Below are 25,962 nucleotides of genomic sequence, written 5' to 3' on the forward strand. Positions count from 1 at the left end.
ATATACAGATTTATCTTTTACGTCAATACACACAGTAAAAGAGGAACTATCCCTGGCACAGAATCTGCCAGAAACAGCCCCTCTCTGCTTATTCGTATGTATGACAGAGGACACGGTGCAGGAATTTCTTCGTCCGTTCTTCTTTCGGATGTTCGAAAATATCTTCCGATGTCCCTTCTTCAACGATGACACCGCCATCCATAAAAATGACATGGGTCGCTACATCGCGGGCAAACTTCATTTCATGGGTTACGACGATCATCGTCGTTCCGGCCTTTGCCAGATCCCGCATGACTTTCAGTACTTCGCCGACCAGTTCCGGATCCAGCGCCGACGTCGGTTCATCGAATAAGATGACATCGGGCTTGACAGCCATGGCCCGGGCAATCCCTACGCGCTGCTGCTGCCCGCCGGAAAGCTGGGAGGGATAGTAATCCATGCGCTCTGCCATGCCGACCCGCTGCAATGCGTCGCGGGCAATGGCTTCGGCTTCTCCTTTCTTCATGCCTCTGCCCGTCGTGAGGCCGAGTGTCACGTTCTCAAGGACCGTCTTATTAGCGAAGAGGTTATATCCCTGAAATACGAAAGCTGTTTTTTTCCGTACAGCCGTGATTTCTTTTGTCGAAGGATGGCTGAGATCAATGTGCATGCCGGCAAAATCCATTTCTCCGGCATCGGCCTTTTCCAGAAAATTCAGACAGCGCAGGAATGTCGTCTTCCCCGACCCGCTGGGGCCAAGGATGACGACGACATCGCCTTTTTCAATATCCATATGCACGTCTTTCAGAACTTCCAGATTGCCAAAGCTCTTGCGGACGTGTTTGATTGACAATAACATGGAACCAATCTCCTTTCTTATGCATCGGCCCGGAAGGCACCTACGTGCTGTTCCGCAAATTTATACGCCAGCTGGATGACCGTGCATACGATGAGATATACAATAAACACATCCAGGTACGATTCAATATAGTTATAACCGTAAGAAGCGGCAATTTTCCCGATAGCCAGCACATCTTTGACAGTCATAAGGAATGCCAGCGACGTCCCTTTGATCAGGTTGACCGTAATATTGCAGACCGCCGGCAGCGCTACGACCATGGCCTGGGGAATGATGACCTTACAGTAGGTCTGAAATTCCGAAAGGCCAATAGAAACACCGGCTTCGAGCTGCCCCTTCGGTATGCTCAGCAGAGCCGAACGGAATACTTCTGCCAGAAGGGCAATGGTATTCAGGGAAAAGACGACGACTGCATACCAGAATGGATCGACACTGTCGAAGACATTGAAATCCGAACCAAGAGATTTGACCACGACGTTCAGAAAACTCGGCAGCAGACTATAGAGAAGCAGAATCTGCAGAATAATGGGGGTCCCCCGGACAAAGGAGATGTATGCCTGGGTAAGGCCGCTGCCGATGAGGTTGCCTTTAATGCGGAGAACTGCCATATAAAAGGCAACCGGAGCCGCAATGATAAGGCTGAGAGCTGTCAGGCCCAGAGTCGTTCCGATACCACCCCATACCTTATAAAAGGTTTCTATCATAAATGTATAATCCAGTTCCATACGTGCACTCCTTTTCCTAGCCCTGACGCTGAATGCGCCGCATCAGCGATGGTACATTCTTCCATACAGGCAGCATGCGGGCCTTTGCCCGTGCCGGATTCTTCGCCCGGAGGCTCTGCCCCTTGTCCAGGTGTTCTTCCAGCCGGAGGAACCCTTTGGCAATACAGGTCGTCATGATCCAGTACACAATCATGCAGGCCAGATAAATTTCCACACCATACGCCCCGAAGTTCTGGGCAATGATCAGATTTCCCTTGCCTATCATATCGATGAGTCCGATGGTATAGGCCAGGGCCCCTTCTTTCAGCAAGTTGATGACGGAATTGCCAAAGTTCGGCAGGGCAATGACCGTAGCCTGGGGCAGCATGACCTGACGGAATGCCTGGAACGGGGACAGGCCAATGCTGACCGCCGCTTCATACTGTCCTTTTGGGACGGCCTGATAGGCGGCCCGGAATACTTCCGAAATATAGGCGCCAAATAACAGAGTAAAAGTGATGATGGCAAAAACGGCACGGTTCGTATCGTTGATGTCATAATCAGTCATCGATTCTATCAGTTTGGGCAGGCCATAAAACACGATGAACAACAGGACAATAGAAGGCGTGCAGCGCATGATATAGATATAGCCGTTGGCAATCCAGCGCAGCACGCGGTGGCGGCCCGTCCTGGCCCAGGCCAGTATCATCCCCAGCAGAGAGCCGAGGAGGATACTTGTGACGGCTACGAGCAAAGTCACGTCCAGATAGGACAGAAGGTCCGGTATGACCTGTACGATCATGGACGGATCAAATACTCTCGTACTATTCACAATGCACTCCTCCTCTCACTTACTGTCCGATATACTGGGACAGGCTTTCACCAAAATATTTCTGTTCCAGTTCGGCAATCTTTCCTTCATCACGAAGTTCTTTGATAGCCTTATCGACTTCGTCTTTCAGTTTCGTTTCTTTCTTATTGATCAACGGATAAGTCGGGATGCCTTTGTAACGAATATAGGCCAGCTGATCATTGAACTGATGATACGGGGCATCGTCTTTTACAATATTGTTCTTGTAGCTCAGTTCAACTTCCAGATAGGCATCATAGCGGCCTTCCATGACCCAGCTGTAGGCATCGGCAATCTGGAATGCTTCCGACGACTTCAGGTCGATGGGCTTGTCCGGATGTTCTTTGTTATACGTATCGATGACCATGTAACGCGCATCCTGCGGGGCAATCGGCACGAGTTTGCCACTGTGCTGGGCAAAGGAATCCATGTCTTTTACTTTATCGGCTTCATCTTTGCGGATGACCAGGCCGATGACGCTGGCACCGATGTAATTATCAGTAAAGAGATATTTCTTTTCCCGGGCTGCCGTTTTCCAGATGCCCTTGGTACCAATGGTGTATTTCCCCGATTCGACGCCAATCAGAAGATCATCGTCCGAGGTTGGCGTGAATTTCCATTCATACTGTGGCAGTTTCTTGGCAACTTCTTTCATGACTGCCACTTCAAAGCCGTCGGCTTCGCCTTTGTCATTGACGAAATCATAGGGCACATAGTAATTCGTATAGGCTACATTGACGACCTTTTTCTTACCGCCATCACCAGCTGCGGCACTGTCTTTCTTGCTGCATCCGGCAAGACCGGCTGCAACGACACCAATCAGAGCGGCTGTGATGACAAATTTCCCTAATTTTTTTATATTCATGATGAAATCCCCCTATATGCTTTACCAGTTATGTAATCGATTATTTTGCAGCTTCCCGTACCCATTCAAACCGCTGCCAGTCTGTATCGCGCGGCACCGTGCAGTCTGCACCGAGGATGATGCCCTGCCGTCCGGCACGATTCAGGATACGCTTCGTTTCAGCCTGTACTTCGTCTTTCGTACCCTTGTACAGTACTTCCGTTTCCAGATTGCCAAATCCGCCGAGAGCAGCGCGGCCGCCAAAAATCTTCCGTCCTTCTTCCAGGGGAACGCCTTCGACGACAGCTGCCCAATTAATGGTTTTTACATCGTAATCGGCATACCAGGTCAGGTCATTGCGGTGGCCGGACCAGCCGCAGATATGAAGGATATTGTAATCGCTGGCACTATTGGCAGCGGCGAGGATTTGTTTTTCACCCGGTGCCAGTACCTGATCATAGACATCTTTCGTAATTCCGTCGCCGAGAAGATTCTGGAGACTGAAGTAGATGCCCGTCGCTCCGCCTTCGGTAATAATCCGTCGGGCGAGTTTTGCCAGGTCTCCGGAAATGACATCCAGCCCCTGCCGCACAGCATCGGCATCTTCCCGTACGAGGCGGCTCAGCCAGGCATCGCCCTGAGTAATATCAGGGAGCATGAACTTCACGGTCGTACCGGCGCAGAAGAGGTTATAAAACATAGCCACGTCATTGCCATACTTGCTGGTCAGTCTCCTGGCATAGGCAATCTGTGTCGTAAACCACGGATCATCATCCGAAAGAGGCTGGATCTTTTTGAAGTCAGCAGCGTCTTTTATATTGAATGCTGTTCTATTTTCATAAGGGAAAAATCCATCGGTCATGATTTTTACAAAATCCGGCTTCACCGTTTCGATGTATTTCGCCTGTCCCGCATAGAGCTGTTCTATCAATTCCGGGTGCTGGAACGAATCGGAATGAATTTCATCTCCCAGGAAATGGAACCAGAATCCCGAAGGGACCCGGTCTACGGGCTTGTTGTCCATAGCGGCCAATACTAGTTCTTTTTTACTCTGTGTCATTGTCATGTCCTCCTCCATTACTCCCATCATATTTCCTGCATTTTTGAAATATAATTCGAAACATTGGTTACATATTCTTGTTTTCCCCATTTAAAGGCAAAAAAAACACCGTCTCCTATGACAGAGACGGTGGTCCGTGGTTCCACTCTGCTTACAGCAAACGCTGTATCTCGATACCCGTAACGTGGGAAATCCGTATGTGCCTACTCCATTCGGCCCATCCGCTCGCGGAGGCATTCCAGCGCATTTGGCTTCTGCAGGAACTCTCAGCCTGGATTCCTGCTCTCTGTGTGACCGCCTGCGTGTACTTGTTCCGGTCTTGGCGTTTCCAATGTTTACGAACATAGTACACTTTCAAACAGCACTTGTCAAGTAGACTTTTAAAATTTTAGAACATAATTCGATTTAATTTTTGAAAAGTCATTATTCCCCGTATGAATATCCCGGATTCAGAGTCATGCTGCGGCCGCCGGAAATTTCAAGAGATGCCGCTGTCATATACGATGCCTGTGAACTGGCCAGAAACACGATAGGCCCGGCAATTTCTTCCGGTTCAGCGGCACGACGCAACAGGCAGGTCCTGCTCTGTTTTTCCAGATCATCGGCGGCAATCGTCGCCCGGACCAGTGGTGTCAGCGTAAACCCCGGCAGAATGGACACGACGCGGATGTGTTTCGATGCTACTTCTCCGGCAAAGGTATTGGTGAAGTTGACGACGCCGGCTTTAAACGCCCCGTAGAGTGTTGCCCGCCCGGACGTGGCACACCGTGCAGCCAGGGATGCCACATTGACGATAACTCCTCCCTGACGGGACAAATATGGCACAGCTGCCTGACTTCCCATGACGACAGATTTAAAATTGACAGCATAGGTCTGATCGATTTCTTTTCCTGTATACCACGTCCCTTTCCGGGCGATGGTCGCGCCTACATTATTGACCCACACATCGATACGGCCGAATCTGTCAAAGACACGACGGGCAAAGTCATGGACTTCCTCTTCCTTCGTCATATCGCAGGGAACGCCAAATGCCCGCGGCCCCAGGTTGGCCACAGCCTGTTCCAGGACATCTTTCCTGCGCCCGCAGACAGCTGCATATGCCCCTTCGGCAATAAAAGCCCGGGCAGCAGCAAACCCAATGCCTTCACTGCCTCCGGTAATAACGGCTACTTTATTCTGTAATCCCATATCCATACAAATCACTCCTTTTCGGTATAGTTTAGCAGACATAGTCACATATTGCAAATCAGAATAAACGTTTCCTCTTTCCAACGGATAGAAACGTGATAGAATATACGCATACTCAATCTACTTTATGACAGGAGGCACATCATGGAAACCTATCAATCCATCACACCGGAAATCATCGAAAAGCTCAAGGCCATTACGGGCCCTTCGTATGTTAAAACCGACAAGGACATCCTGGTACAGTACCAGACAGACTACGAAACGGACCCGCGCCGGTTCCATCTGCCGGAAGCGGCTGTCATCCCGGCCAATGCCGAAGAAATTTCCCAGATTGTCAAGCTGGCCAACGAATACCATTTCCCCATTACCGTCCGCAGTGGCGGCACGAGTCTGGCAGACGGCGCCATCCCCGTCTGCGGTGGCCTGGTCCTGTGTATGGAACGGCTCAACAAAATCATTGAACTCAATGAAGAAGGCATGTACATGACCGTCGAAGCCGGCGTGCGTACGGTAGACCTGCAAAAAGAAGCGAAAGCCCACGGCCTGCTCTACGCCGGGGATCCGTCCAGTGCCGAAAGCTGCATGATTGGAGCCAATCTGGCCACCAATGCTGGCGGTCTCAAAGCCGTCCGCTACGGCGTTACCCGCCATCAGGTATACTGCCTGGAAATGGTCACTCCCACAGGCGACATCGTCGAATGCGGCCGCATCCTGAAAAAATGCTCCACCGGCTACGACCTGGAACAGCTCATCATCGGCAGTGAAGGAACGCTGGGCATCATCACCAAAGTCACAGTCAAGCTCATTCCCCTGCCGCCGTACCGCTTTGACGTCCTTGCCGTATATACAGACCCGCGCAAGGCCCTGTATATGGTTCCCAAACTGCTCAAAGCCGGCATCGACCCGACGAGCGTAGAATACATGGATAACTCTTATGTCCGCAATACGGCCGATTACTGCCATTATTCGGATATGCCCCATTATGAAGACGGCATTTACGTCATCATCACCGTAGAAACATTCCGCGAAGACGAACTGGACAGCAAGATGGAAAGCGTCTGCACCATCTGTGAAGAATCGGGAGCTGTCGATGTCCTCGAAGCCGATGAACGCATCTGGAACATGCGCCGCAATGTCCAGACATCGTGCGAAATGGTCAGCAAAGTCTTCCTTACCGATGATGTCGTCGTACCGGTCCATAAAATCGCTTCAACCATCGAAAAAATCATGGAAATCGGAGAAGACTACCCGTTCCAGGTCAAAATCAATGCCCATATCGGCGACGGCAATCTGCATATCGTCCTGTGCAAGATGGATATGAGCGATGAAGAATGGGAAACGAGCGTCGAAAAATTCCATCAGCAGGTATACGCCTATGCTTACAGCGTCGGTGGCCGTCTGGCCGGTGAACACGGCATCGGAGCCAAAAAGCTCAAATACATGGAAGAATTCACTCCAAAGGGAGAACTGGCTATCATGAAAACCATCAAACGGGCCATGGATCCCAACAACATCCTCAATCCGGGAAAACTGATTGATGCGTAGAAAAAGCGGCTGTCGTCCGAAGACAGCCGCTTTTTTTGAGTATTAAGTTTGTAGTTTGTAGTTTTTAGTGAAGGCTTTTAATCTTAAAGCCACCTTCTACAAACTCCGTACTACAAACTATCTTTCCTTCAAAATTTGCAATGCCATGACCGACATGACGACCAGAAGGACCGTGACCAGCCCGAAGGAGGCATACAGGCTGAACGCCCGTCCAATGAAGCCGAGGACAGCCGGAGCCAGCAGGATGCCGACATAGCCAATGGTGCTGACAGCCGAAACGGCATCCGCCACGGGCATGACCTTCTGTGTACCCAGCAATGAATAAAAGACCGGTACCGTGTTGGCACATCCCACACCGATGAGAATGAATGCGACAAAGAGCATCAGCCCTTGTTGCAACAGGAGAATACCAAGAAACCCTGCAAAGGCAATGGGCAGGGAAACTGCCAGGATACGACGGCTGCCAAAATGCATGACAAGGGAATCGCCGGGCAGCCGCATGAGAAAGGCAGCTGCCGTAAACAGCGTCAGTCCCAGTCCGGAATGAGAGATATCCACACCCTTTTCTGTCGTCAGGAATACACCGCTCCAGTCATTGATAGACCCTTCGACAAGAAAGGAAATGGTGCAGATGATACCGATAAGCAGAATATATGGTTTAGGCCGGGTAAAATGAGAAGAACCGCTTTTTTCCTGTCTGTCCTGCATCAGCTGGGGCGCAAAGAAGACGATACACAAAGCAATGATCATGGTTGCTGCCAGAGCTACCAGTTTCCAGTACAGTCCCAATGAAAGAAGCAGGGCAAAAAAAGCAGCTCCGGAAAAATTTCCCAGAGACCACATGGCCTGCAGTCCTGACATGAGCCGCTTATGGATTTTCCGTTCCATATAAATTCCATTGATATTGACTACAACATCCGAAAGCCCAAGGGACGCTCCCAGTACGACAGCACACCCTATAGCGCCGGCATAAACTGGCATATGACATAACCCATTAAGGCAGACTATCATTCCCAGGCCCCCCAGCGTCAGCGAACGGCGGCATCCCAGCCGTGCCGCAACAGCACCGGCAAAAAACATCATGACTAAGGCCCCCGCTCCCAGCGCGAGCAGCAGAATGCCCAGATGGTCATCAGGTATTTCCAGATTGCGTTTCAAAAAGGGAATGAGGGACGCCCAGGCCGTAAAGCCAAATCCTCCGAGAAAATAAAATGCCTTTGCAGCATATATTTCCCAACGTATCTTTTTCTTATGCTGCATACATTCTGTATATCTCATCGAACTGTCACCTCCACAGACAAAAAAAGCCGGACAAGAACCGGCATACCGTCTATATCTTAGTTCGACAGATACCTGTACGCAGATATCTGTTCTCCGATATATCGTCTGCCGACATCTTATCCGGCTGCATACATTACGATTATACACCCTCCGATGAGCACATATATTATAGCACGAAAAGAAGAATCCTGACAAGGACCGGGGAACTTCCGGCGTACTCCAGGTCAGGAATTTCCCGATTGTTCAAAGAACTTTTTCGGCGACATGCCGACGTACTTCTTAAACACCTGTATGAAGTATTTATAATCAGAAAATCCGACCATATCCGCGATTTCATAGACCTTATAATCGGTTTCCTTCATTTTTTTCACGGCCTGCTGAATGCGGTAGCGGTTGAGGTAATCGTGAAAGGTATAATGCATCTCTTCCTTAAACTTTGTCTGGAGATACACGCTGGATACCCCCAGGTCCTCACAGACATCCTGCAGGAGAATTTTTTGTGAATACTGCGATTCTATGATCTGCAGCACTTTCCGCACATAGCGGTTTCCCGGTTCGGGCAGTCCATCCGGCAAATGTATCTGCACGGGCCGGGCCTGAACCTGCCGTTCAAACTGGCGCAACGTATCAATCTTCTCTTTCACCCGTATCAGCGCTTTATGAAGGGCCGTAAAGTCCACAGGCTTCAGCAGATATTCTGTTACATCCAGAGAAATAGCACGCTGGGCATATTCAAATTCATCATAGCCAGAAATGACAATAGCTGCATACGGTATGGACCGGGTCTGCTCCAGCATATCCAATCCGCTCAGGAAAGGCATCCTTACATCGGTAATAACCATATCAGGCCTTAATTTCCGGATTTTTTCAGTTCCTTCCACTCCGTCTCCGGCTTCACCGACAACGACACAATCTTCTTTTTCCCAGTCTACGAGATACATGAGCCCCTTTCGGATAATCTCTTCATCTTCTACGAGCAGAACCTTATACATCGTCACAGTGTGCCACCTCTTTTTTTACCATTGGCAGATAGAGAAAAACGCGGAACCCATGGGCATCCCCGTCGATACGGATGCCTGCGTTCCCACCGTACCGGAGACGCAATACACGGTGCACATTATACAGGCCGATATGACTGGGAGCTACCACATCGGATACCAGAAGTTTCCGTAGTTCTGCCATTTTTTCCGGATTGATACCGGCGCCATTGTCCACGACCGATAATACGAGCATATCTTCTTCTCTTTTCCCGGTAATGTTGATATGAATAGCTCTCACGTTCTCCAGGCCATGGACAATACTGTTTTCCACAACAGGCTGCAGCAGCAGCTTGGGAATCTGGCAGTCGTACAATAACGGATCCATGGCAATATCATAGGACAGGCGTTCACCAAAACGCATCTTCTGAAGAGCCAGATAGTCTTTCACATACTGAAGATCGGTCTCCAGACTGACGTCTCCTTCTCCGCGGTGAATACTATACCGCATCAGCCGGGCAAAGGAAACGGCCAGTTCCGATGCTTTTTTCGGATCAAACAGGATTTCATAGCGCAGTCCTTCCATGACATTGAAAGCAAAATGGGGATCCATCTGTCCCTCCAGATTCCGTACTTCCATAAGCCGTTTGCGTTCTGCCAGTTCTTTATTGCGTTCCATCAGCTGATGGATTTCCCGCATCATGCGGTTAAATTCCTGATAAATGACCTGAAATTCCTGCAGGCTCTGCTCCGGTTCCAGCCGGTAGTCGAGATTGCCATTTTTTCCTTCCCGCACAGCAACCAGCAGACCGTCGAGCGGTTTCAATACTTTGCAGGACAGTTTCCGCGCCACTAGGAATATAGCCAGACAGGCCGCTATGCCAATACATCCCAGAAAAAGAAGCACTGCCTGAAGCAGAGAATCCGTATGGGGAATAGCCGTAAATGCAATGACCTGCAGTTTATCCCCCCGGGCCGGCCGGCTGACATAATAACTTCGTCCCTGCACAGACTGCGCCCCCGTTACGCCCATAGAGGTCCGCAATTTTCCCATGGCATCGACAAATAAGGGGTTCGTGGAAAAAATAACATGATCCAGCGTATCCAGAATGACAATCTGTTCCGCCGGCCACTGGTCTGCCCATTCCTGAAATCCTTCCTGCCGGAAAAAAAGGAACAAAAATCCCGCTGTTTCCGCATGTCCCTGTACAGGCAGAAGCAGATAATACTGCTCCTGCTGGCCATGCTGCAGTGGCAGTACTACCGGCCCATACCGTAGCACACCTGTACTATCCGTTCCTGCACGATGGAGCATATCCTGTATATCCCGGTTTTCCAGGACCAGGCCAAGATTATCCTGATACAGACTGGTCATGACGGGTTTTCTACTCTGATCCAGGAGGAGAAAATCACCGTGGATTGTACCGCTGTTCGTAATATCATACAGATACTGTGCCAGCTCCCGGTCAGCTTTCCCCGTCTGCAAAGCCTGGATCAGAGCAGGGTTTCCCCCCAGTTCATTCATCGCACGGGCACAACGGTCCCATTCCCGGCTGACCGCCTGTTCTGCTTCTGCTGCATGAGCATCGGTGCCATCTACAATATGCACCTCATAAAAACAGGCCAGAAATGCCCCGAACAGGCATAGCAGAAACAGAATGAGCAATGCCGCCCCTTTGGTAAAAACCTGTTGTAAATACAGATGAAAACTGCGTGGTCTGCTCATGGTGGAGCTCCTTCAGGAAATAACCATCAGATACTGATATCGCGCCGTCCCGTCAGCTTGAAGAAAATCAGCAGGGACAAAATAGATGTCAGAGCCAGAATCGTAGCATAGGCAGAGGCATTGCCGTAATTGCCACGGATAACCTCCGTATAAATCGATACAGTCAGCGTCTGATTGGCCGTTGTATATAAAATGATGGAAGAACTGAGCTCACTGATGATGGTCACCCAGCTCATAATGGCTCCTGCCAGTACACCGGGCATCATCATAGGCAGGGTAATCCGGCGGAACGTCGTCAGGTCCGAAGCCCCCAGCGATATAGCCGCTTCTTCTACGTTTTTGCTGATCTGTCCCAGAGCGGCTACACTGGAACGCACGGTGTAAGGCATACGCCGGATGGCAAAGGAAATAATCATAATCAAAGCCGTGCCACTCAGAACGATAGGCGGGCTGTTGAAGGCAAACAGGAAGGAAATCCCCAGTACTGACCCGGGAATAATGAAGGGGAACATGGTCACCGTATCGAGGATGCTGTTGAGCAGATTCTTTTTCCGTACGCTCAGATAGGCAATGATGACCCCCATGACCAGTACGATGGCAATAGCGACGATTCCCAGAAAATAAGTATTCCATATGACCGTATTGTCTTTGGCAAACAAAGTCGCTTCATAACTCTGAAGGGCATATCCGCCCGTAAAGACCTGTCCGCCATTACTGCGCAGGAACGAAGTATACACGACGACGAGCTGGGGCAGAATGGCCAGCCCGGTTACTATATACACGATACCATGAGCCATGATATTGCGCAACCCCGATGCTTTTTCAGCTACGATAGGCTTCAGTGCTGTCATGGTATAGGTACTGCGGTTCGCCAGATAGCGCTGGGCAAAGAACATGACAACAGTCAGTACAATCATGATGACGCAGATAGCCGCCGCAAATCCATCATCGCCGCCGACTTCTCCCATAAAGGACGTATATACCAGTACGGGCATGGTCTTGAATCCTTCACCAATCAGCATGGGCGTACCAAAATCGGCAAAGACCCGCATAAAGACAAGCATCGAACTGGATAACAGTGTGGGAAGCAGCAGCGGCACCAGAATACGCCGCATCCGCGTGAAGCGGGAACAGCCCAGGCTTTCCGCCGCTTCGTTCAGCGAATTATCGAAGGTCTTGAGCGACCCGGACAAGAAGATATAGATCAGTGGGAAAGATTGCAGGGTAAAGACGAGAACGATACCGGAAAATCCATATACGCCATTAAACGATGTATGAAACAATTGATTGAAGAACTGGGTTATGACACCGTTGCGCCCCAGCAGCTGAATCCAGGCGTAGGCTCCGATGAATGGTGGTGATAAATAAGAAATAACGATCAGGATATTGAGAAGGGCACTCCCCTTTATCTTGATGCTCCGCATGAGATAGGCCATGGGAAGCCCCAGAAGAGCTGCCAGGATAGTAGAGACGACGGTGACCTCCATGCTGTGTACCATGGTTTCCCAATAAAAAGGCTTGGTAAAGAACCGCGTAAAATAAGCAAGCGTCGTACTGCCCGATACGGGATCCACTACGCTTTTGTATAATACGAGTACCAGCGGGTATAAGACAAAGAGAGCAAAAAAGGCAAACAGCCAGAGACTGATAACTGTCCAGAATGAGATATGGGATTTTTTAGTTTGTGCCATCATGACCACCTTCTATCATCGTTTCTGCACTGTCACTATGAAATACATTGATGCGGCTGCTTTTGAGCTGCAGACTCACAGCAGTTCCATCAGGAAGGTGACTGCCTTCTCCCTGATACTGGATGACTTCCAGATTATTCCCGTCAGCCGCTTTCATAAAATAGTGAGTCGCTATCCCCAGGAACACGCTGCTTTCGACGACTGCAGGAATTCCCATTTCACCAGCCGGCATAATAGAAAATTCTTCCGGCCGTACGGATACGATGACCTTTTCCCCATCCTTTGCCGACTCATCGAGATTATCCATGGGCACGCTATATCCATCCTTAAAATGCAGGGTAGCTGCATTCCCGTCTTTTTGCAGCTGTGCATCGAGAAAGTTGGACAATCCGATAAATCCGGCTACAAAGGTATTGAAGGGCCGTTTATATATATTCTGTGGCGTGTCAATCTGCTGGATGACACCGTTATTCATGATAGCAATGCGGTCTGATACAGCCAGTGCTTCTTCCTGGTCGTGGGTTACATACACCGTTGTAATGTGGATATGACGCTGGATTTTCTTGATGGCATTCCGCATTTCTACACGAAGTTTGGCATCCAGATTGGACAACGGTTCATCCATGAGGAGTACTGCCGGCTGGATGACAATAGCCCGCGCCAGGGCAACCCGCTGCTGCTGGCCGCCGGAAAGGGCGGCGGGCATACGGTCTTTTAAATGGTCAATTTTCACAATTTTCAGTATGTCATCTACCCGTTTTTCGATATCGGCCTTCCCGGCGCCGCGCATCTGCAGGCCGAAAGCCACATTATCCCGTACCGTCATATGGGGGAATATGGCATAGTTCTGAAACACCATGCCCATATTCCGTTTCTCTACAGGCACATCATTGATACGCTTTCCATTCAGCCGGATTTCGCCTTCTTCAATGGAATTGAATCCGATAATCATACGAAGTAATGTCGTCTTGCCGCAGCCCGATGGCCCCAGCAGTGTAAAAAACTCACCTGGCTTCACATGAAGAGACAATCCCTTTACTACCGTATTGTCCCCATAGCGTTTTACCACGTGATCAATATCAATGGATACGCTCATCTTTTCTTCCTCCCTATAAAAACGCGGCAGGACCCGCTGCACTGACACTGCGTTTCCTGCCGCAAACTGATGCAAGTAAAATGACTTATCTGTTGTTTTCGAGATGCTGGTTCCACATCGCTACAATATCCTGTTTGTGATCCGATACCCATCCTTCATCATAGTTGGGGAACAAATGAATCTGATCAATGGGCGTCATATACGAAGCCAGCTCGATATTTTTGCGAAGAGGCCGCACGGTCAGTTCTTTACCAGCCATTTCCTGAATTTTCTGGGAAATCATGTAATCGACAAATTTTTTAGCATTTTCCGGATGTTTGCATCCCTTGATGATCTGTACCGATTCACCGGGGAAAATAGCTCCTTCTTTCGGGAATACTACTTTAACCGGCGCACTGTTCCGGACGTAGGTAGCTGCCGGATCTTCCCAGGTGAGACCTACCGTATATTCTCCGTCGGCAACGCCTTTGTGGACGGCACCGGAACTGTTCAGCATTTTGCCATCGAGATTCTGGATGAATTTATCCACATAGTCCCACGCTTCCGGGCTCATAGGATCGCCATTTTTTCCTTTGGCATAGAGCATAGCCATGAGCGACTGGAATGCTGAACTGGAATTGGCCGGGTCGCCAAAGGCGATTTTCCCCTTCAGGGCCGGATTCAGCAGATCATCAAAGGTCTCAATTTTTGTATCCCCGGCCAGGTTCGTATTGACGATAAGGACGGTAGGATCGGCAAAAGCCGGTGTAAAATATCCCGTCTTATTGCGGAATGCTTCCATCATATTCTTATCTTCAGGAGAAACATATTCCATGAATAAGTCTTTCTGGGACTCCAGCATGGTCTGATCCGCTGCCCATAGGATATCACCCTGGGGATTGCCCTTTTCTGAAGAAACCCGTTTTAACAGCGGCCCTGTACCGGCCACGACAACATTGACCTTGATTCCCGTGTCCTTTTCAAAATTGGGAATGACCAGATTGTTCAGGCTTTCACTGCGTGCCGTATAAACCGTAAGCACCTTGTCATCGCTACCCGATGCGCTCTTCTGATCACCTCCGCAGCCAGCTAGTGAAACCAGTGTAGCCGCTGCAACAGCCAGTGTAATAATTCGTTTTGTTAGTTGTTTCATATTTCCGCTCCTTTCATCAATCATCCGACTCGCATAGTTTATGCTTTTATTGTACTGTATTCATTTATATTGTCTATCCGATAAAAGATAAAAAACATCTAATTTTCATAATAATCATCGCTATTTAATGTATGTAGTATATATTAATTGCTATTTGAGTGAATATATATTTCATATGGAAATGACGGATTGTATTAAAAAGCAGCATTTTATAGCCTGCATTTTTAGATATAGAAAAAAATGATGCTTGACAAGAGAAAAAAACTATGCTAACATCTGCATCATCAACTAAATACGTTTCATCAAGAGCAGTCGAGGGAATGGCCCCATGACACTGCGGCAACCGCCATAAGGTATGGTGCCAACTCCATCGGATTACATCCGGCAGATGAATCATAGGATTAGTAAAGCCGTCATCTGCATGACGGCTTTTTTGATGATACGGACTTATTTTTATTTAAACACTCAGGAGAGGGGTACGAAATATGAAATCATCTATTAAAAAAATCATTTCCGCCGGCCTCATTGCAGCCATCTGTGTATTTGCTGCCGGCTGCGGTTCCAGCAATGACAGCAAAGGCGACCAGGCAAAAAAAGAAATTAAAGTAGGGGTTACGGCTGGTCCTCATGCAGAAATCATGGACGAAGTCGTCAAAGAAGCTGCCAAACAGGGGATTACCATCAAAGTCGTCGAATTCAACGATTATGTACAGCCCGACAAAGCACTGGCTGAAAAGGATCTCGACATGAACTCCTATCAGCACCAGCCTTATCTCGACAATATCGTCAAAAAACAGGGCCTGAAACTCACGTCTATTGGCAAGACGATCCTCATGCCTATGGCCGTTTACTCCCACAAATATAAATCCCTCGATGAAGTCGCTCCGGGAAGCAAAGTCACCATCCCGAACGATCCGTCCAATGGTGCCCGTGCCCTGCTTCTCCTGCAGCAGGCTGGCCTGATCAAACTGAAGAACGGTGATTCCATCGAAGCCTCCGTTGCCGATATCACGGAAAATCCGAAAAATCTGCAGTTTGTCGAACTCGACGCTGCCCAGACACCGCGTTCCCTCGATGATACGGATATCGCCTGCGTCAACACTAACTACGCTATTCCGGCAGGACTCAATCCGAAAAAAGATTCCATCCTTGTAGAATCCATTGAATCGCCGTATGCCTGCGTATTCGCTGTCCGTCAGGGCGATGAAAACAACGAAACATACAAGAAAGTCGTTCAGATTTATCAGTCCGAAGCAATCAAGAAATTTATCAACGATAAATATCAGGGAACTATCCTGCCTGCATTCTAATAGCCGGCAAAGCGGCCTGTCACATCGATGGCAGGCCGTTTTTTTCCAATCATCTGCGTTATATTGAAATTTGATGGTATAAACAATAAATTTTGTATATTATACGTTAAAAATTTTCTCGTAAAATTTGACAAATGTGTGATATAATAGAATTGTCCCACAGACAATACAAATACAAAAGGAGTGAATCATATATGGAATACACATTTACCAATGATAATTTTAATCAGGAAGTCCTGCAATCCGATAAACCGGTTCTCGTCGATTTCTGGGCCACCTGGTGCGGTCCCTGCCGCATGGTAGCGCCGGTCGTTGAAGAAATTGCCAACGAACATCCGGAATACAAAGTCGGCAAAGTCAATGTAGATGAACAACCGGAACTGGCCCAGCAGTTCAACGTCATGAGCATCCCCACTCTTCTGGTCTTCAAAAATGGCCAGCTCTACAAGAGTTCTGTCGGTGCCCAGCCGAAAGCCAGCATCCTGGCACTCTTCGATTAATTGCGAAAGGAAGATTCCATTGCATACGTATAAACCAAGTGGCATCTGTGCCACACAGATTGATTTCGATATCAAAGACGGAAAAGTCTATGACGTCGTCTTTACAAACGGCTGTCCCGGCAATCACCTCGGCCTTTCCAGCCTTGCTGAAGGAATGCCCGTCGCAGAAGTCGTCCGCCGTCTGGAAGGCATCCGCTGCGGCGAACGCACTACGTCCTGTCCGGACCAGCTGGCACAGGCATTGAAAGCCTACGTCTGATCCGATTATCCTGCCCCTACAAAAAAGGATTGTACCAGCATGAACAACCCGCTTATGCCGGCACAATCCTTTTTTATGTCCCCAATGAATCAGATTTTGAGGTCTGCTTCCGAATACAGGACAGCATACCCGGCCATAGCAATATGGCCATCTTCTATATGGCAGTACAACTCGCCGCCGCGGCGTGACGCCTGATAGGCAATTAAATCATTCTTGCCGAGTTTCTCTGCCATGACCGGGATGACGTGGCAATGCCCGCTGCCACAAACCGGGTCTTCCGGTACGGACAATTTGGGAGCAAAGGAGCGGCTGACACAATCGTACGTTTCCCCCTTGGCCGTAATATTGCACAGCAGTCCGTCAAGGTGTTTCAGTTTTTCCATATCGGGCTGGCATTCCCGGACCTGTGTTTCGTTTTCCAGGACGCAGAGAAGGTCCCTGGCTATGTATGCTTCTACCGGGCGGACTCCCAGCGCTTCTTCCATGGCATCAGTCACAGGCACCGGCTTCATATCATAAGCGGGAAAATCCATGGAGAACAGTTCACCTTTCCGTGTCACCGTTAGCACGCCGCTTAAGGTATGGAATACAAAGGTCTGACACTGCGGTTCGACAAAATTTGCCAGGACAAAGGATGTCCCCAGCGTCGCATGGCCGCAAAGGTCGATTTCTCCGCCTGGTGTAAACCAGCGCAGCCGGTATCCGTCTTTTTCTTTTACAGTAAAAGCGGTCTCGGACAAATTATTTTCCATGGCAATGTTCTGCATCATCTCATCGGAAGGCCAGGAATCCATAACGCATACAGCGGCCGGATTTCCTTTGAATACTTCTTTCGTAAAGGCATCGACGACGTAACATTTCATGACCCATTCCTCCTCTTTCCAGACGAACCTGTTTTTGATATGTTCATCATATCACGAGGAGAACCATCACACAATCAGTTAATTGTATGGCCTACAAAATTCCCTGATTATCCAAAATCTCCCGCAGGCGCCATAAAGCCGTTTGTAATTCCTCTCTATCCCGGGGAGAGCCGACGGATAACCGTACGCCATGTTCCGGAGGCTGGGTCCCCACGGTAAAATGTTCTGCCCCAAGGACATGCACCCCCTTCTGCCGGGCCAGATTTTCAAACCGGCTGCCCGTAAGCGGTTCCGGCAATTCTAACCAGCGGCACAGGCTGCAGTCATCACCCCGGACCGTATATCCCTGCAAAACCGCATTAACGGTGCTATTGCGCATGGCAATTCTCCTGCGGCGAAGGGACATCAAATCCTGTACCCTATGGGATACGACAAGCCGGCTGGCCAGTTCCAGCAAGATTTCTGACTGGGACAGGTTCATCGCATACAACGTTTCTGCCAGAGAATCCCTGATGTGTTCCGGCACGACCAGATACGCCAGGCGCAGTGCCGGCAGTATCGTTTTGGATAAACTCAGGATATAGACAGTCTGCTCCGGCAGAAATTGCCGGACTGGCGGCAATGGCCGGGACAATAGAAAGCTCGTAATAGCATCTTCAATGACCAGAATCTGCGTTTTTTTAGCCACCCGGGCCAGCATGCGCCGTCCCTCGGTACTCATGATGTGGGTCGTAGGATTCTGAAAGTCCGGTGTAATGTAAATACCCTTGATGTGGTGATTCCGGATGGCATACCAGAGTCCTTCTTCACTCATTTCCCCACGTTCCTGCCCCACCGGCACGAGGCGGATTCCCAGCAATTTTGCTGCACTCTTCAGTCCCGGATAGACCAGAGGATCGACGCCAATGCGGTCTCCCGGCCGGAATAAACCGGCCAGAACCGCTGCAATGGCATTCTGTCCTCCGCTGGCCAGAAGAACATCGTCCCGTGCCGCTTCTATGCCTGCCTCTCGCAGTAGTGCCAGTGCCGCATCGCGATGCCAGTCCTCTCCGCCCATACTGTACTGGAAAAAATCAAACCTCCCTGGTTCATCCATCATCTGACGCAGGAGACAGGTGACTTCATCGTCAGCCAGTGTTTCCGGCATCATAGATCCCATTTCAATCATTGGGTCTGTCTGGTCCGGCACAACAGACAGGCTGGTCCGGACATCGTAGGCAACAAAGGTGCCGCTTCCGGTAACACTGGTCAGCAGCCCTTTATCCGAACAGAGCCGGAAGGCACGGGATACGGTGCTGACATTGATATCAAGGAAATCGGCAAGTTCCCGCTGAAGAGGCAGCTTCGTCCCTGGAAGCAGAATGCCATTCATTACGTCATCGGCCAGCTGCCTGGCCAGTGCCAGATACAGCGGCCGGGAATTCCTGTCCAGTACGGGTTTCCACGACATGGGATAATCGGCAAACGAATTGTACGGCATGTCCTCATCTCCTGTCTTTTCGTCTTTGTATGCCAGTTTCACCAGCCGTAACAAACTGCAGGAGCAGCATCTGCAGATGGAACCATGCATCGTCCCGTTTCCAGTGATAATGACGGTTCACGGCATAGGCGCCATACATTTCAAAAGTAAATACGGCTTCTGCTTCTTCCCGGCTCAGGCCATACTGTTGCATGAAGCCGGGAATCTTTTTCTTTTCCAGTTCATACATACGTTCCAAAATATACCCGGCCAAACTCTCATCTTCAAAGAGCGCCCTGTACTCCGGCGCATGGGCTGCCCGGTGACACGCCGGCAGCAGCTCATATCGCTCCCGCAAAGCCTGTTCATCTCCTGTACGCGCAATCCGGACCAGTTCATCCCGCCGTTTTTCATCCGTAAGCGGTGACTGCTGCTCCGCCACTTCCAGAGCATCGGCAATGGTTCATCCCGGTAGTGCAGGTAAAACGTAGCCCGCGTCACATCTGCCCTGCGGCATAAGGCTGTCACCGTTACCTTTTCAAAAGAACACTCCTGAAGCATCGCGAGGAATGTCTCTCTGATGACCTGTCTGGTATACCGTGTCCGCCGGTCACTCTTATACGGCTTCTTCTCGTTCATCCCTGACACCTCTTTCTGTGCAATTTATACGAGTTTCTCTCATTATAGGAAATCAAACTTGCCATCGTCAACACAAAAAAGCGGGAAATCACTGGCATATCCTGCTACCACTTGACAAAAATACGAATCTGTCAGGAACCGTTCCATTCCGCGCCTTTTGTCTATTGTGTTCTCCCCGATGCTGCGTATACTAAGCATATACGTGCAACAGTTCCCATCTCATGATATAGGAGGCTAACTGCTATGAACATCCAGCAAATCCGTAACGCCACTATGCGCATCACACTGGGAAATACAACATTTCTCACAGACCCCTGGCTCGCCGATAAAGGTGCTGCCGGGTCTTTCCGGGACTGGGGCGGCAATCAGCCCCTGACAGCTTCCCAGTCTGCCACTGCCATGCCCATGAAGCCACTGCCCTGCCCCAGGTCCGCCATTTTATCCCATGTCGATGCCTGCATCATCACCCATCTCCATCCGGACCATATTGATATGGACATGGCCCGTCATACGGTCGGAGCCCCACTCCCCAGGCATCTTCCCGTCTTTGTCCAGAACGAAGCCGATGCCGCAATCCTGACCCATTCTGGTTTCACCGATGTCCGCCCTCTGACCCCGGGTCCGGTCGCATTCTCGTCTGTCACGCTGCGCCGTACTCCCGGTCGCCATGGCACCGGTCAGCCCAGTGGCATTTCCAGTGGCGTCCTCTTTCAGGCTCCCGGAGAAAAAACACTCTATCTGACTGGCGATACTATCTGGTACGATGGCACAGCCCAAGTTGTATCCACCTATCAGCCCGATGTCATCATCGCAAACACCGGAGCCGCCACACTGCAGCACTGCGGGCGCCTCATCATGGACACAGGCGATCTGCTGGCCATGCATCACGCCATCCCCAAAGCCCGGATTATCGCCACACACCTGGACAGTGTTCCCCACAATCTCTTTACACGTCATATATTACAGGAACAGCTGGAACTGGCCGGACTATCCCACGCCATCAGTATTCCTGCAGATGGCGAAACACTGACATGTTAATCTAATCCGGGCCATAAAATTCCCTGTTTTTTTATGCTTCCTTTTGTGATATACTAAATCCCGTATCTCATGATAAAGGAAGGCCCGTTATGAAAAACGATGAAAAGAAAAAGAATTTCAGTTACCATCTCCAACAGCTGCTCGCCGGACAGAACCGGACAAAGAAACAAATCTGTCAGGATCTGGGGATAAAGCCGGCCACACTGTCGGCCTGGCTCAAGGAAGAAAAATTTCCCCGCAAAGACCGGTTAGAAGATGTCGCTTCCTATTTCCACACCGATATAGAAGAACTGACAGGTCCGGTTGATACGGACGACTCCACAGATGCACCATGCCTATCACCGGTACAGCCGCCGTACGAAGCAAAGCTGGTCGATACGATCCGTCTTCTTTTGGAAGTCTCTCCGGAAGAACTCTCCAGCATCGCTGACTACGCCGCTTTCATCCATCAGCGCAATCGATAAAGGTACGTAAAAAAAGATGGACCATGTCACTACGGCATGCGGCCATCTTTTACTGTCTCCATTAATAGTTTTTTGTCAGAAATTCCCGGTTAACTTCATCGCGCTGTTCCGGCGTCATGGTAAGATAATTTTTGGCGATGGCACTGACCCAGGCCCCGTACACGGGATTGGGAAAGACGATATATTTCGTCCCGAAGTCTTTTTTGTGCACATCGACAATCTGATTGCGCTCTGTCTGGCTCTTGCCACTTGTCCCGATGGGAAGGTCCCCGGCATTGTCTCCCATATACACGACGACATCATAATCGGCTGCAATGGCATCAAAGCGCAACTGTTTATTGCCACTTTTTTCCATGAGAAGGATATGTTTTTTATCTGCCTGTGGAAAATGCAGTGCTTTCAGATTGGCTTCTGTCGCCTCATAATTGACCGGCGCATACCGGTTTGACACGTAGAATATGGCCAGCCCTTTCTTATCTACCTGCTGGAGAAAATCAACGGCTCCCGGCATCGCACCTGACTTTCCTTCATGGACGACATCGCGCCACCAGATGCTCTTATACTGGCCGTTGCCATCCGCCGCTGCCTTTGCCAGGGCCATTGTATTATCCGTTACCGTTTCATCGCAGTCCAGAACAATGGCCAGCGGTTTTCCTTTTCGTGCCGGGTCACTCAGTGCCTTATCCACTTCCATCATAGCCGTATTATACCCCTGATAGCAAAGTGCCCGGTACTCTGCAGCAGACCGCATCCATAAGAGCGCCATCGTTTCCTCCTGCGCCAGCTGCTTCTGCGTCCGCCACGTATCAATGGCAGACATCCCGGATGTCACCGGCGCCGACTGACGGACCGGAACCGCCTTTACCGGTGCCACTGCCGGATTATCCGCAGCCAGCACCGTACTGCCTGCCAGTACACAGAGCATCACTAAACTTACTAATTTCTTCTTTCCTTTCAGCATGAGACATGCCCCCTAATGATAATTATGGGCAAAAGAAAAAGCTTTCCAGCCCGGGCCAGAAAGCATACTGCAACGAAGTAAAACGGGCAGACTCCTGCCCTGTCACCGTCCCGGTCCTCTTCAGATCCAGGCAGTTGTGAAAAATATAACAAATGACACTACGAAAAGTATAACTCACCAAAGGTGATATTATCTTCTGCCCTGTGCGTATAGTACCACAGGATGTCCGGGAAGGCAAGACATGGAGAGAATAAAATCAGGTTATACATACTGCCTGCCCCGGATAATAGGACAGGCAGTATTGTATCTATATAGTTACTGTTCTATAGCACCGCCGATTTGGCGCAGGTGATCACGGAAGGTGTACGACGGGGTTACGCTGTGCTGGGCCAGGTATTCTTTGAATTTCAGCTGTTCTCTCAGGCTCTTTCCTTCTTTCAGGAGTTCTGCCTGCCGTTCTTCCGCCGCCTTGATGGCTTCCCCGGCTTCGATGATTGCCGCCAGGTCATCGGATGGCAAAAAGATGACACCGTCCCGGTCAGCTGCAACGATATCGTTTTTGCCGACAATCCAGTCTCCTACGCGGGCCCAGGCCAGCGCATCGGCGGCAGGCCGGCGGTCCAGTTTGACAGGCCCTGTCGGTATATGTCCCTGAGAGAAGAAAGGCAGTCCGATTTCATGGATCTGCCACGTATCCCGGTGCAGCCCCCAGATGACGATTCCGGCCAGGCCTGCAGCCTGTACTTCGCGGGCAACCAGGTCCCCGACGCAGGCATGATCCGTACGGCCGCCGTTATCGATGACCAGTACGTCTCCCGGCTGCGCATCTTCCAAAGCTTCAAAAAAGATATCTACGCTTCCTGCATGACGGACAGGACAGACCCGGCCGGCACAATGCATATCCGCTTCCAGGGCCTGCAAAGTACTGGGTGCACAGCGTACGGGAATTCCCAGACGCATACAGGCATCGGCCAAAAGAGGTGTGCTTAATTGATACAATCGTTCTCGTTCTTCCTGTTCCATATGAACCGCTCCTTCCTGAACGCATTATCCTGAATCACTCTTTTTATTTGGCGCTCATCATTTTGGCAGTCGCTTCGGCTGCAATAGTCCCGTCTTCCTTTGTAATTTTGCCAATGGTTTCATAGAGCCGTCCCCGGTGACTGACTACGTTGCCTTCGATTTTAATTTTTTCCCCGATCCGTACGGGGTGACGGAAACGGACTTCTATACGGGCCGTATACGCCGGTATCCCCGTTTTCTGATAAATGAAATCTCCCATCACTTCATCAAGAAGGGTACTGATCAGCCCTCCATGCATGCGGTCATCATAACTTTCATGCTGTTTTTGCGGGATAAACCAGGCATAACAGCCGTTTTCCGTCAGATGCATTTCCAGATGCAGTCCATAGGGATTCTGTTTGCCGCAGACAAAACACCACGTATTCCGGTCCTCCACCGGTTTGACTGGTTCCATCACTATCACATCCTGTGTATATATTTAGATTACTTTATCATCCGGTTTATGATACAATATAATAGTACTTCTCATGACGTGCCCTGTCAAACAGTAATATGGCAGAGGCGGCATGTGACAGCAGGAGGCATGGTAATAGTGGAACATGACGCACCGATTCCTTTTAACTCCCCTTTTACAGGGATACTGCACCCGATTACGGAAGCACCGGATGAAGCCTTTGCCCAAAAAATGACTGGTGACGGTTTCTTTGTGTACCCCGAAGATAATACGGTCTATGCCCCCTGTGACAGCGACGTAACATTTGTCTTCGATACTCATCATGCCATGGGACTGACGGCATCAGACGGGACGGAATACCTGCTTCATATCGGAATTGATACAGTCCGGCTGCAGGGAGAAGGATTTACGGTCTTTGTCGAAGCAGGACAGCACGTCCAAAAAGGCGACCGGCTCCTGTCTTTCGACGAAAAGCTCATTCGTGAAAAGGCAACGTCCGATGCCTGTATCTGCCTGTTTCCGGAACTGCCGGAAAATTGGGAGGTACGGCTCTGTGCCGGTCCCCATATCGTGGCAGGTGAAAAAGCGGTCCGCATCAGTCCTCCGTCATCGCCAGCTCCGCAGTCTCATATTTTTTATGCGCCCTGTACGGGAACACTCCATCCTCTTGCGGAAGCCCCGGACCCGTTCTATTCCCATAAATCGACGGGAGATGGCTTTTTCATCTATCCGTCTGAACCAGTTCTGTACGCACCTTGTGACGGGTCTGTTTTTTTTATTTTTGAAGAAAAAAATGCCCTTGGCATGCACACGGCATACGGATTGGAATATATGCTGCAGGCCGGCATCGGAACGGATACATTAAATGGAGAAGGATTTACTTTCTATGTCCAAGACGGCCAGCCCGTCCAAAAAGGCGACCGGCTCCTGTCCTTCGATGCCGCGTATATCAGGGCTCACGCCCGTTCTGATGCCTGTTTCTGCATCTTTACAGATCTGCCTGCTGATACAGAAATCCATTTGAAGCATCACGGTTTTATCCAGGCCGGTCAGGAAGCCGTCTGGTTTTAGAGGAGTAAATATATGATACGAAAATGGGACGTAGTCCTCATCGTCAGCCTGCTCATCTTATCCTGTATCCCTGCTGCCTTATTCTGGGCCAGCGGCCAGGCCGCCGCTGCCAATGGCACGCATGCTGTCATCTATGTAGATGGCAAAGAGTATAAAACAGTTCCTTTATCAGAACACCACGGAACAGATACACTGACTATCCGTACGGAACATGGATACAATACTATTCTGATCCGCGATGAAGAAATCGCCATTATTGATGCCGATTGTCCCGATCAGGTATGCGTCCATGAAGGATTTTTGAAAAACCCCGGCCAGACCAGCGTCTGTCTGCCCCATAAAGTCATGGTGGAAGTCCAGGCCAATGATGCATCGGATCCCGATATCATCCGGGCCCGTTAGAGAGGTGTCTTATGAATAAAACGTTCCACCTTATTATATTGAGTCTTTTCGTCGCCCAGTCGCTCGTATTATATATCGTAGAAGGCATGCTGCCAGTCCCGTTCATCGCACCCGGTGCCAAATTGGGTCTGGCCAATCTGATTACGGTCATCGCCTTATATGCTCTTCCCAGGAAACGAGATGTCGCCCTGATTCTCCTGCTTCGCATCATTCTTTCCACTGCTTTTGGCGGAGGAATCAATGCCTTTTTCTACAGTGTATCCGGGGCTGCCCTCAGTTTCGGGAGCATGCTCGTCTTCCAGAAATGTGGCAAATTCAGTCTCATTGGCGTATCGGCTGCCGGCGGCATTTTTCATAACTTCGGCCAGGTTCTCGTGGCCTGCTTCATTGTAGAGAATATAAAAATTCTGCTGTACATGCCCGTCCTTGCCGTTGCCGGGACCGGAACAGGCATTCTCATCGGCATCACCGCCATGGTAACGCTGAAGCATCTGCAGAAACTGCCTTTGTACAAGCGCATACAGGAAACATGCTGAAAAGCTAAAAAGGGTATCACAGGAAGCAGTCAGCTTTCTGCGGTACCCTTT

The 25,962-nt window shown here is 49.9% G+C and carries 27 protein-coding genes and 1 riboswitch; of the genes, 9 read left to right on the forward strand and 18 right to left on the reverse strand.

Annotated elements, in window-relative coordinates; all coding sequences use genetic code 11:
• Positions 1 to 88 precede the first annotated feature (88 nt).
• The 6 genes from DW949_RS01890 to DW949_RS01915 all read right to left on the reverse strand — a co-directional run bounded on the left by DW949_RS01890 (position 89) and on the right by DW949_RS01915 (position 5,490).
• Positions 89 to 838, reverse strand: a complete 750-nt coding sequence (locus DW949_RS01890) for an amino acid ABC transporter ATP-binding protein (protein ID WP_118021571.1) — start codon at positions 836 to 838, stop codon at positions 89 to 91.
• Positions 839 to 855: 17 nt separating this feature from the next.
• Complete coding sequence (locus tag DW949_RS01895) at positions 856 to 1,563, reverse strand: amino acid ABC transporter permease (protein WP_118021572.1); 708 nt, start codon at positions 1,561 to 1,563, stop codon at positions 856 to 858.
• Between the two features lie 16 nt (positions 1,564 to 1,579).
• Positions 1,580 to 2,374 carry an amino acid ABC transporter permease gene (locus DW949_RS01900; RefSeq protein WP_233539453.1) on the reverse strand — a complete coding sequence of 265 codons (795 nt, stop codon included), beginning with the start codon at positions 2,372 to 2,374 and terminating at the stop codon, positions 1,580 to 1,582.
• A gap of 19 nt (positions 2,375 to 2,393) precedes the next feature.
• On the reverse strand, positions 2,394 to 3,257 hold the full coding sequence (locus tag DW949_RS01905) for a transporter substrate-binding domain-containing protein (RefSeq protein ID WP_118021573.1): 864 nt from the start codon (positions 3,255 to 3,257) through the stop codon (positions 2,394 to 2,396).
• A gap of 40 nt (positions 3,258 to 3,297) precedes the next feature.
• On the reverse strand, positions 3,298 to 4,296 hold the full coding sequence (locus DW949_RS01910; protein ID WP_118021574.1) for a uroporphyrinogen decarboxylase family protein: 999 nt from the start codon (positions 4,294 to 4,296) through the stop codon (positions 3,298 to 3,300).
• A gap of 423 nt (positions 4,297 to 4,719) precedes the next feature.
• Positions 4,720 to 5,490, reverse strand: coding sequence for an SDR family NAD(P)-dependent oxidoreductase (locus DW949_RS01915; protein ID WP_118021575.1), 771 nt, complete (start codon positions 5,488 to 5,490; stop codon positions 4,720 to 4,722).
• 138 nt (positions 5,491 to 5,628) lie between these two features.
• Between DW949_RS01915 and DW949_RS01920 the strand changes: the two genes are divergently transcribed.
• Entirely contained in the window at positions 5,629 to 7,029 is a 1,401-nt protein-coding gene (locus tag DW949_RS01920; protein WP_118021576.1) for an FAD-binding oxidoreductase, read from the forward strand.
• A gap of 117 nt (positions 7,030 to 7,146) precedes the next feature.
• On the opposite strand, the gene DW949_RS01925 is transcribed toward DW949_RS01920, so the two are convergent.
• The 6 genes from DW949_RS01925 to DW949_RS01950 form a co-directional block, all read right to left on the reverse strand.
• The gene (locus DW949_RS01925) at positions 7,147 to 8,307 is read right to left on the reverse strand and encodes an MFS transporter (RefSeq protein ID WP_233539454.1); all 1,161 of its coding nucleotides are present in this window, start codon (positions 8,305 to 8,307) and stop codon (positions 7,147 to 7,149) included.
• 227 nt (positions 8,308 to 8,534) lie between these two features.
• Positions 8,535 to 9,302: a response regulator gene (locus tag DW949_RS01930; protein ID WP_118021577.1), complete on the reverse strand. Its 768-nt coding sequence runs from the start codon at positions 9,300 to 9,302 to the stop codon at positions 8,535 to 8,537.
• Positions 9,295 to 11,013: a sensor histidine kinase gene (locus DW949_RS01935; protein ID WP_118021578.1), complete on the reverse strand. Its 1,719-nt coding sequence runs from the start codon at positions 11,011 to 11,013 to the stop codon at positions 9,295 to 9,297. Before DW949_RS01935 ends, DW949_RS01930 begins: the two co-directional genes overlap by 8 nt.
• Before the next feature lie 26 nt (positions 11,014 to 11,039).
• Positions 11,040 to 12,707 carry an iron ABC transporter permease gene (locus DW949_RS01940; RefSeq protein ID WP_233539455.1) on the reverse strand — a complete coding sequence of 556 codons (1,668 nt, stop codon included), beginning with the start codon at positions 12,705 to 12,707 and terminating at the stop codon, positions 11,040 to 11,042.
• A complete protein-coding gene (locus DW949_RS01945) occupies positions 12,691 to 13,800 on the reverse strand; it encodes an ABC transporter ATP-binding protein (protein WP_118021580.1) in 1,110 nt (369 codons plus the stop codon). Before DW949_RS01945 ends, DW949_RS01940 begins: the two co-directional genes overlap by 17 nt.
• Positions 13,801 to 13,885: 85 nt before the next feature.
• Complete coding sequence (locus DW949_RS01950; RefSeq protein WP_118021581.1) at positions 13,886 to 14,932, reverse strand: ABC transporter substrate-binding protein; 1,047 nt, start codon at positions 14,930 to 14,932, stop codon at positions 13,886 to 13,888.
• A gap of 296 nt (positions 14,933 to 15,228) precedes the next feature.
• Positions 15,229 to 15,327: riboswitch (SAM riboswitch) on the forward strand.
• Positions 15,328 to 15,417: 90 nt separating this feature from the next.
• Here DW949_RS01950 and DW949_RS01955 point away from each other — a divergent pair.
• The 3 genes from DW949_RS01955 to DW949_RS01965 all read left to right on the forward strand — a co-directional run bounded on the left by DW949_RS01955 (position 15,418) and on the right by DW949_RS01965 (position 17,001).
• Positions 15,418 to 16,242: a MetQ/NlpA family ABC transporter substrate-binding protein gene (locus DW949_RS01955; RefSeq protein WP_118021582.1), complete on the forward strand. Its 825-nt coding sequence runs from the start codon at positions 15,418 to 15,420 to the stop codon at positions 16,240 to 16,242.
• Positions 16,243 to 16,376: 134 nt separating this feature from the next.
• On the forward strand, positions 16,377 to 16,742 hold the full coding sequence (gene trxA / locus DW949_RS01960; protein WP_118021583.1) for a thioredoxin: 366 nt from the start codon (positions 16,377 to 16,379) through the stop codon (positions 16,740 to 16,742).
• A gap of 19 nt (positions 16,743 to 16,761) precedes the next feature.
• Complete coding sequence (locus DW949_RS01965; protein WP_118021584.1) at positions 16,762 to 17,001, forward strand: TIGR03905 family TSCPD domain-containing protein; 240 nt, start codon at positions 16,762 to 16,764, stop codon at positions 16,999 to 17,001.
• Positions 17,002 to 17,090: 89 nt separating this feature from the next.
• On the opposite strand, the gene DW949_RS01970 is transcribed toward DW949_RS01965, so the two are convergent.
• The 3 genes from DW949_RS01970 to DW949_RS13770 all read right to left on the reverse strand — a co-directional run bounded on the left by DW949_RS01970 (position 17,091) and on the right by DW949_RS13770 (position 19,765).
• Entirely contained in the window at positions 17,091 to 17,864 is a 774-nt protein-coding gene (locus tag DW949_RS01970; RefSeq protein ID WP_118021585.1) for a PhzF family phenazine biosynthesis protein, read from the reverse strand.
• A gap of 91 nt (positions 17,865 to 17,955) precedes the next feature.
• A complete protein-coding gene (locus DW949_RS01975; RefSeq protein ID WP_118021586.1) occupies positions 17,956 to 19,344 on the reverse strand; it encodes a PLP-dependent aminotransferase family protein in 1,389 nt (462 codons plus the stop codon).
• 4 nt (positions 19,345 to 19,348) lie between these two features.
• Entirely contained in the window at positions 19,349 to 19,765 is a 417-nt protein-coding gene (locus tag DW949_RS13770) for a hypothetical protein (RefSeq protein WP_233539456.1), read from the reverse strand.
• A 440-nt stretch (positions 19,766 to 20,205) separates the two neighbouring features.
• On the opposite strand from DW949_RS13770, the gene DW949_RS01990 reads away from it, so the two are divergent.
• Complete coding sequence (locus DW949_RS01990) at positions 20,206 to 21,000, forward strand: MBL fold metallo-hydrolase (RefSeq protein WP_118021589.1); 795 nt, start codon at positions 20,206 to 20,208, stop codon at positions 20,998 to 21,000.
• An 89-nt stretch (positions 21,001 to 21,089) separates the two neighbouring features.
• Positions 21,090 to 21,464 carry a helix-turn-helix transcriptional regulator gene (locus DW949_RS01995; RefSeq protein WP_118021590.1) on the forward strand — a complete coding sequence of 125 codons (375 nt, stop codon included), beginning with the start codon at positions 21,090 to 21,092 and terminating at the stop codon, positions 21,462 to 21,464.
• Between the two features lie 61 nt (positions 21,465 to 21,525).
• Here DW949_RS01995 and DW949_RS02000 read toward each other — a convergent pair whose 3' ends face one another.
• The 3 genes from DW949_RS02000 to DW949_RS13775 form a co-directional block, all read right to left on the reverse strand.
• A complete protein-coding gene (locus DW949_RS02000; RefSeq protein WP_118021591.1) occupies positions 21,526 to 22,425 on the reverse strand; it encodes a 5'-nucleotidase, lipoprotein e(P4) family in 900 nt (299 codons plus the stop codon).
• 315 nt (positions 22,426 to 22,740) lie between these two features.
• Positions 22,741 to 23,448: an RraA family protein gene (locus tag DW949_RS02005; RefSeq protein WP_118021592.1), complete on the reverse strand. Its 708-nt coding sequence runs from the start codon at positions 23,446 to 23,448 to the stop codon at positions 22,741 to 22,743.
• Positions 23,449 to 23,491: 43 nt separating this feature from the next.
• Entirely contained in the window at positions 23,492 to 23,902 is a 411-nt protein-coding gene (locus tag DW949_RS13775; RefSeq protein ID WP_118021593.1) for a PaaI family thioesterase, read from the reverse strand.
• A 138-nt stretch (positions 23,903 to 24,040) separates the two neighbouring features.
• On the opposite strand from DW949_RS13775, the gene DW949_RS13590 reads away from it, so the two are divergent.
• From DW949_RS13590 to DW949_RS02025, 3 genes are read left to right on the forward strand one after another with little or no spacing between them, the layout of a single operon-like run.
• The gene (locus DW949_RS13590; protein ID WP_233539457.1) at positions 24,041 to 24,973 is read left to right on the forward strand and encodes a PTS glucose transporter subunit IIA; all 933 of its coding nucleotides are present in this window, start codon (positions 24,041 to 24,043) and stop codon (positions 24,971 to 24,973) included.
• Between the two features lie 12 nt (positions 24,974 to 24,985).
• Complete coding sequence (locus DW949_RS02020; RefSeq protein WP_118021594.1) at positions 24,986 to 25,375, forward strand: NusG domain II-containing protein; 390 nt, start codon at positions 24,986 to 24,988, stop codon at positions 25,373 to 25,375.
• Positions 25,376 to 25,386: 11 nt separating this feature from the next.
• Complete coding sequence (locus DW949_RS02025; protein ID WP_118021595.1) at positions 25,387 to 25,911, forward strand: Gx transporter family protein; 525 nt, start codon at positions 25,387 to 25,389, stop codon at positions 25,909 to 25,911.
• The last annotated feature ends 51 nt before the right edge of the window (positions 25,912 to 25,962 follow it).

It is taken from the genome of Megasphaera sp. AM44-1BH, from assembly GCF_003467125.1.
In the GTDB taxonomy this organism is placed as follows: Bacteria; Bacillota; Negativicutes; order Veillonellales; family Megasphaeraceae; genus Megasphaera.

Bases quoted from the DNA above. Each gene is read 5' to 3' on its own strand.
- DW949_RS01935 (WP_118021578.1), bottom strand. From the start codon at position 11,013: ATGAGCAGACCACGCAGTTTTCATCTGTATTTACAACAGGTTTTTACC.
- DW949_RS01945 (WP_118021580.1), bottom strand. From the start codon at position 13,800: ATGAGCGTATCCATTGATATTGATCACGTGGTAAAACGCTATGGGGAC.
- DW949_RS01890 (WP_118021571.1), bottom strand. From the start codon at position 838: ATGTTATTGTCAATCAAACACGTCCGCAAGAGCTTTGGCAATCTGGAA.
- DW949_RS01940 (WP_233539455.1), bottom strand. From the start codon at position 12,707: ATGATGGCACAAACTAAAAAATCCCATATCTCATTCTGGACAGTTATC.
- DW949_RS01970 (WP_118021585.1), bottom strand. From the start codon at position 17,864: ATGAAATGTTACGTCGTCGATGCCTTTACGAAAGAAGTATTCAAAGGA.
- DW949_RS01895 (WP_118021572.1), bottom strand. From the start codon at position 1,563: ATGGAACTGGATTATACATTTATGATAGAAACCTTTTATAAGGTATGG.
- DW949_RS02000 (WP_118021591.1), bottom strand. From the start codon at position 22,425: ATGCTGAAAGGAAAGAAGAAATTAGTAAGTTTAGTGATGCTCTGTGTA.
- DW949_RS01950 (WP_118021581.1), bottom strand. From the start codon at position 14,932: ATGAAACAACTAACAAAACGAATTATTACACTGGCTGTTGCAGCGGCT.
- DW949_RS02005 (WP_118021592.1), bottom strand. From the start codon at position 23,448: ATGGAACAGGAAGAACGAGAACGATTGTATCAATTAAGCACACCTCTT.
- DW949_RS13775 (WP_118021593.1), bottom strand. From the start codon at position 23,902: ATGGAACCAGTCAAACCGGTGGAGGACCGGAATACGTGGTGTTTTGTC.
- trxA (WP_118021583.1), top strand. From the start codon at position 16,377: ATGTGTGATATAATAGAATTGTCCCACAGACAATACAAATACAAAAGG.
- DW949_RS02020 (WP_118021594.1), top strand. From the start codon at position 24,986: ATGATACGAAAATGGGACGTAGTCCTCATCGTCAGCCTGCTCATCTTA.
- DW949_RS02025 (WP_118021595.1), top strand. From the start codon at position 25,387: ATGAATAAAACGTTCCACCTTATTATATTGAGTCTTTTCGTCGCCCAG.
- DW949_RS01920 (WP_118021576.1), top strand. From the start codon at position 5,629: ATGGAAACCTATCAATCCATCACACCGGAAATCATCGAAAAGCTCAAG.
- DW949_RS01910 (WP_118021574.1), bottom strand. From the start codon at position 4,296: ATGACACAGAGTAAAAAAGAACTAGTATTGGCCGCTATGGACAACAAG.
- DW949_RS01930 (WP_118021577.1), bottom strand. From the start codon at position 9,302: ATGTATAAGGTTCTGCTCGTAGAAGATGAAGAGATTATCCGAAAGGGG.
- DW949_RS01995 (WP_118021590.1), top strand. From the start codon at position 21,090: ATGAAAAACGATGAAAAGAAAAAGAATTTCAGTTACCATCTCCAACAG.
- DW949_RS01990 (WP_118021589.1), top strand. From the start codon at position 20,206: ATGAACATCCAGCAAATCCGTAACGCCACTATGCGCATCACACTGGGA.
- DW949_RS01955 (WP_118021582.1), top strand. From the start codon at position 15,418: ATGAAATCATCTATTAAAAAAATCATTTCCGCCGGCCTCATTGCAGCC.
- DW949_RS01905 (WP_118021573.1), bottom strand. From the start codon at position 3,257: ATGAATATAAAAAAATTAGGGAAATTTGTCATCACAGCCGCTCTGATT.
- DW949_RS01925 (WP_233539454.1), bottom strand. From the start codon at position 8,307: ATGAGATATACAGAATGTATGCAGCATAAGAAAAAGATACGTTGGGAA.
- DW949_RS01975 (WP_118021586.1), bottom strand. From the start codon at position 19,344: ATGCCGTACAATTCGTTTGCCGATTATCCCATGTCGTGGAAACCCGTA.
- DW949_RS01915 (WP_118021575.1), bottom strand. From the start codon at position 5,490: ATGGATATGGGATTACAGAATAAAGTAGCCGTTATTACCGGAGGCAGT.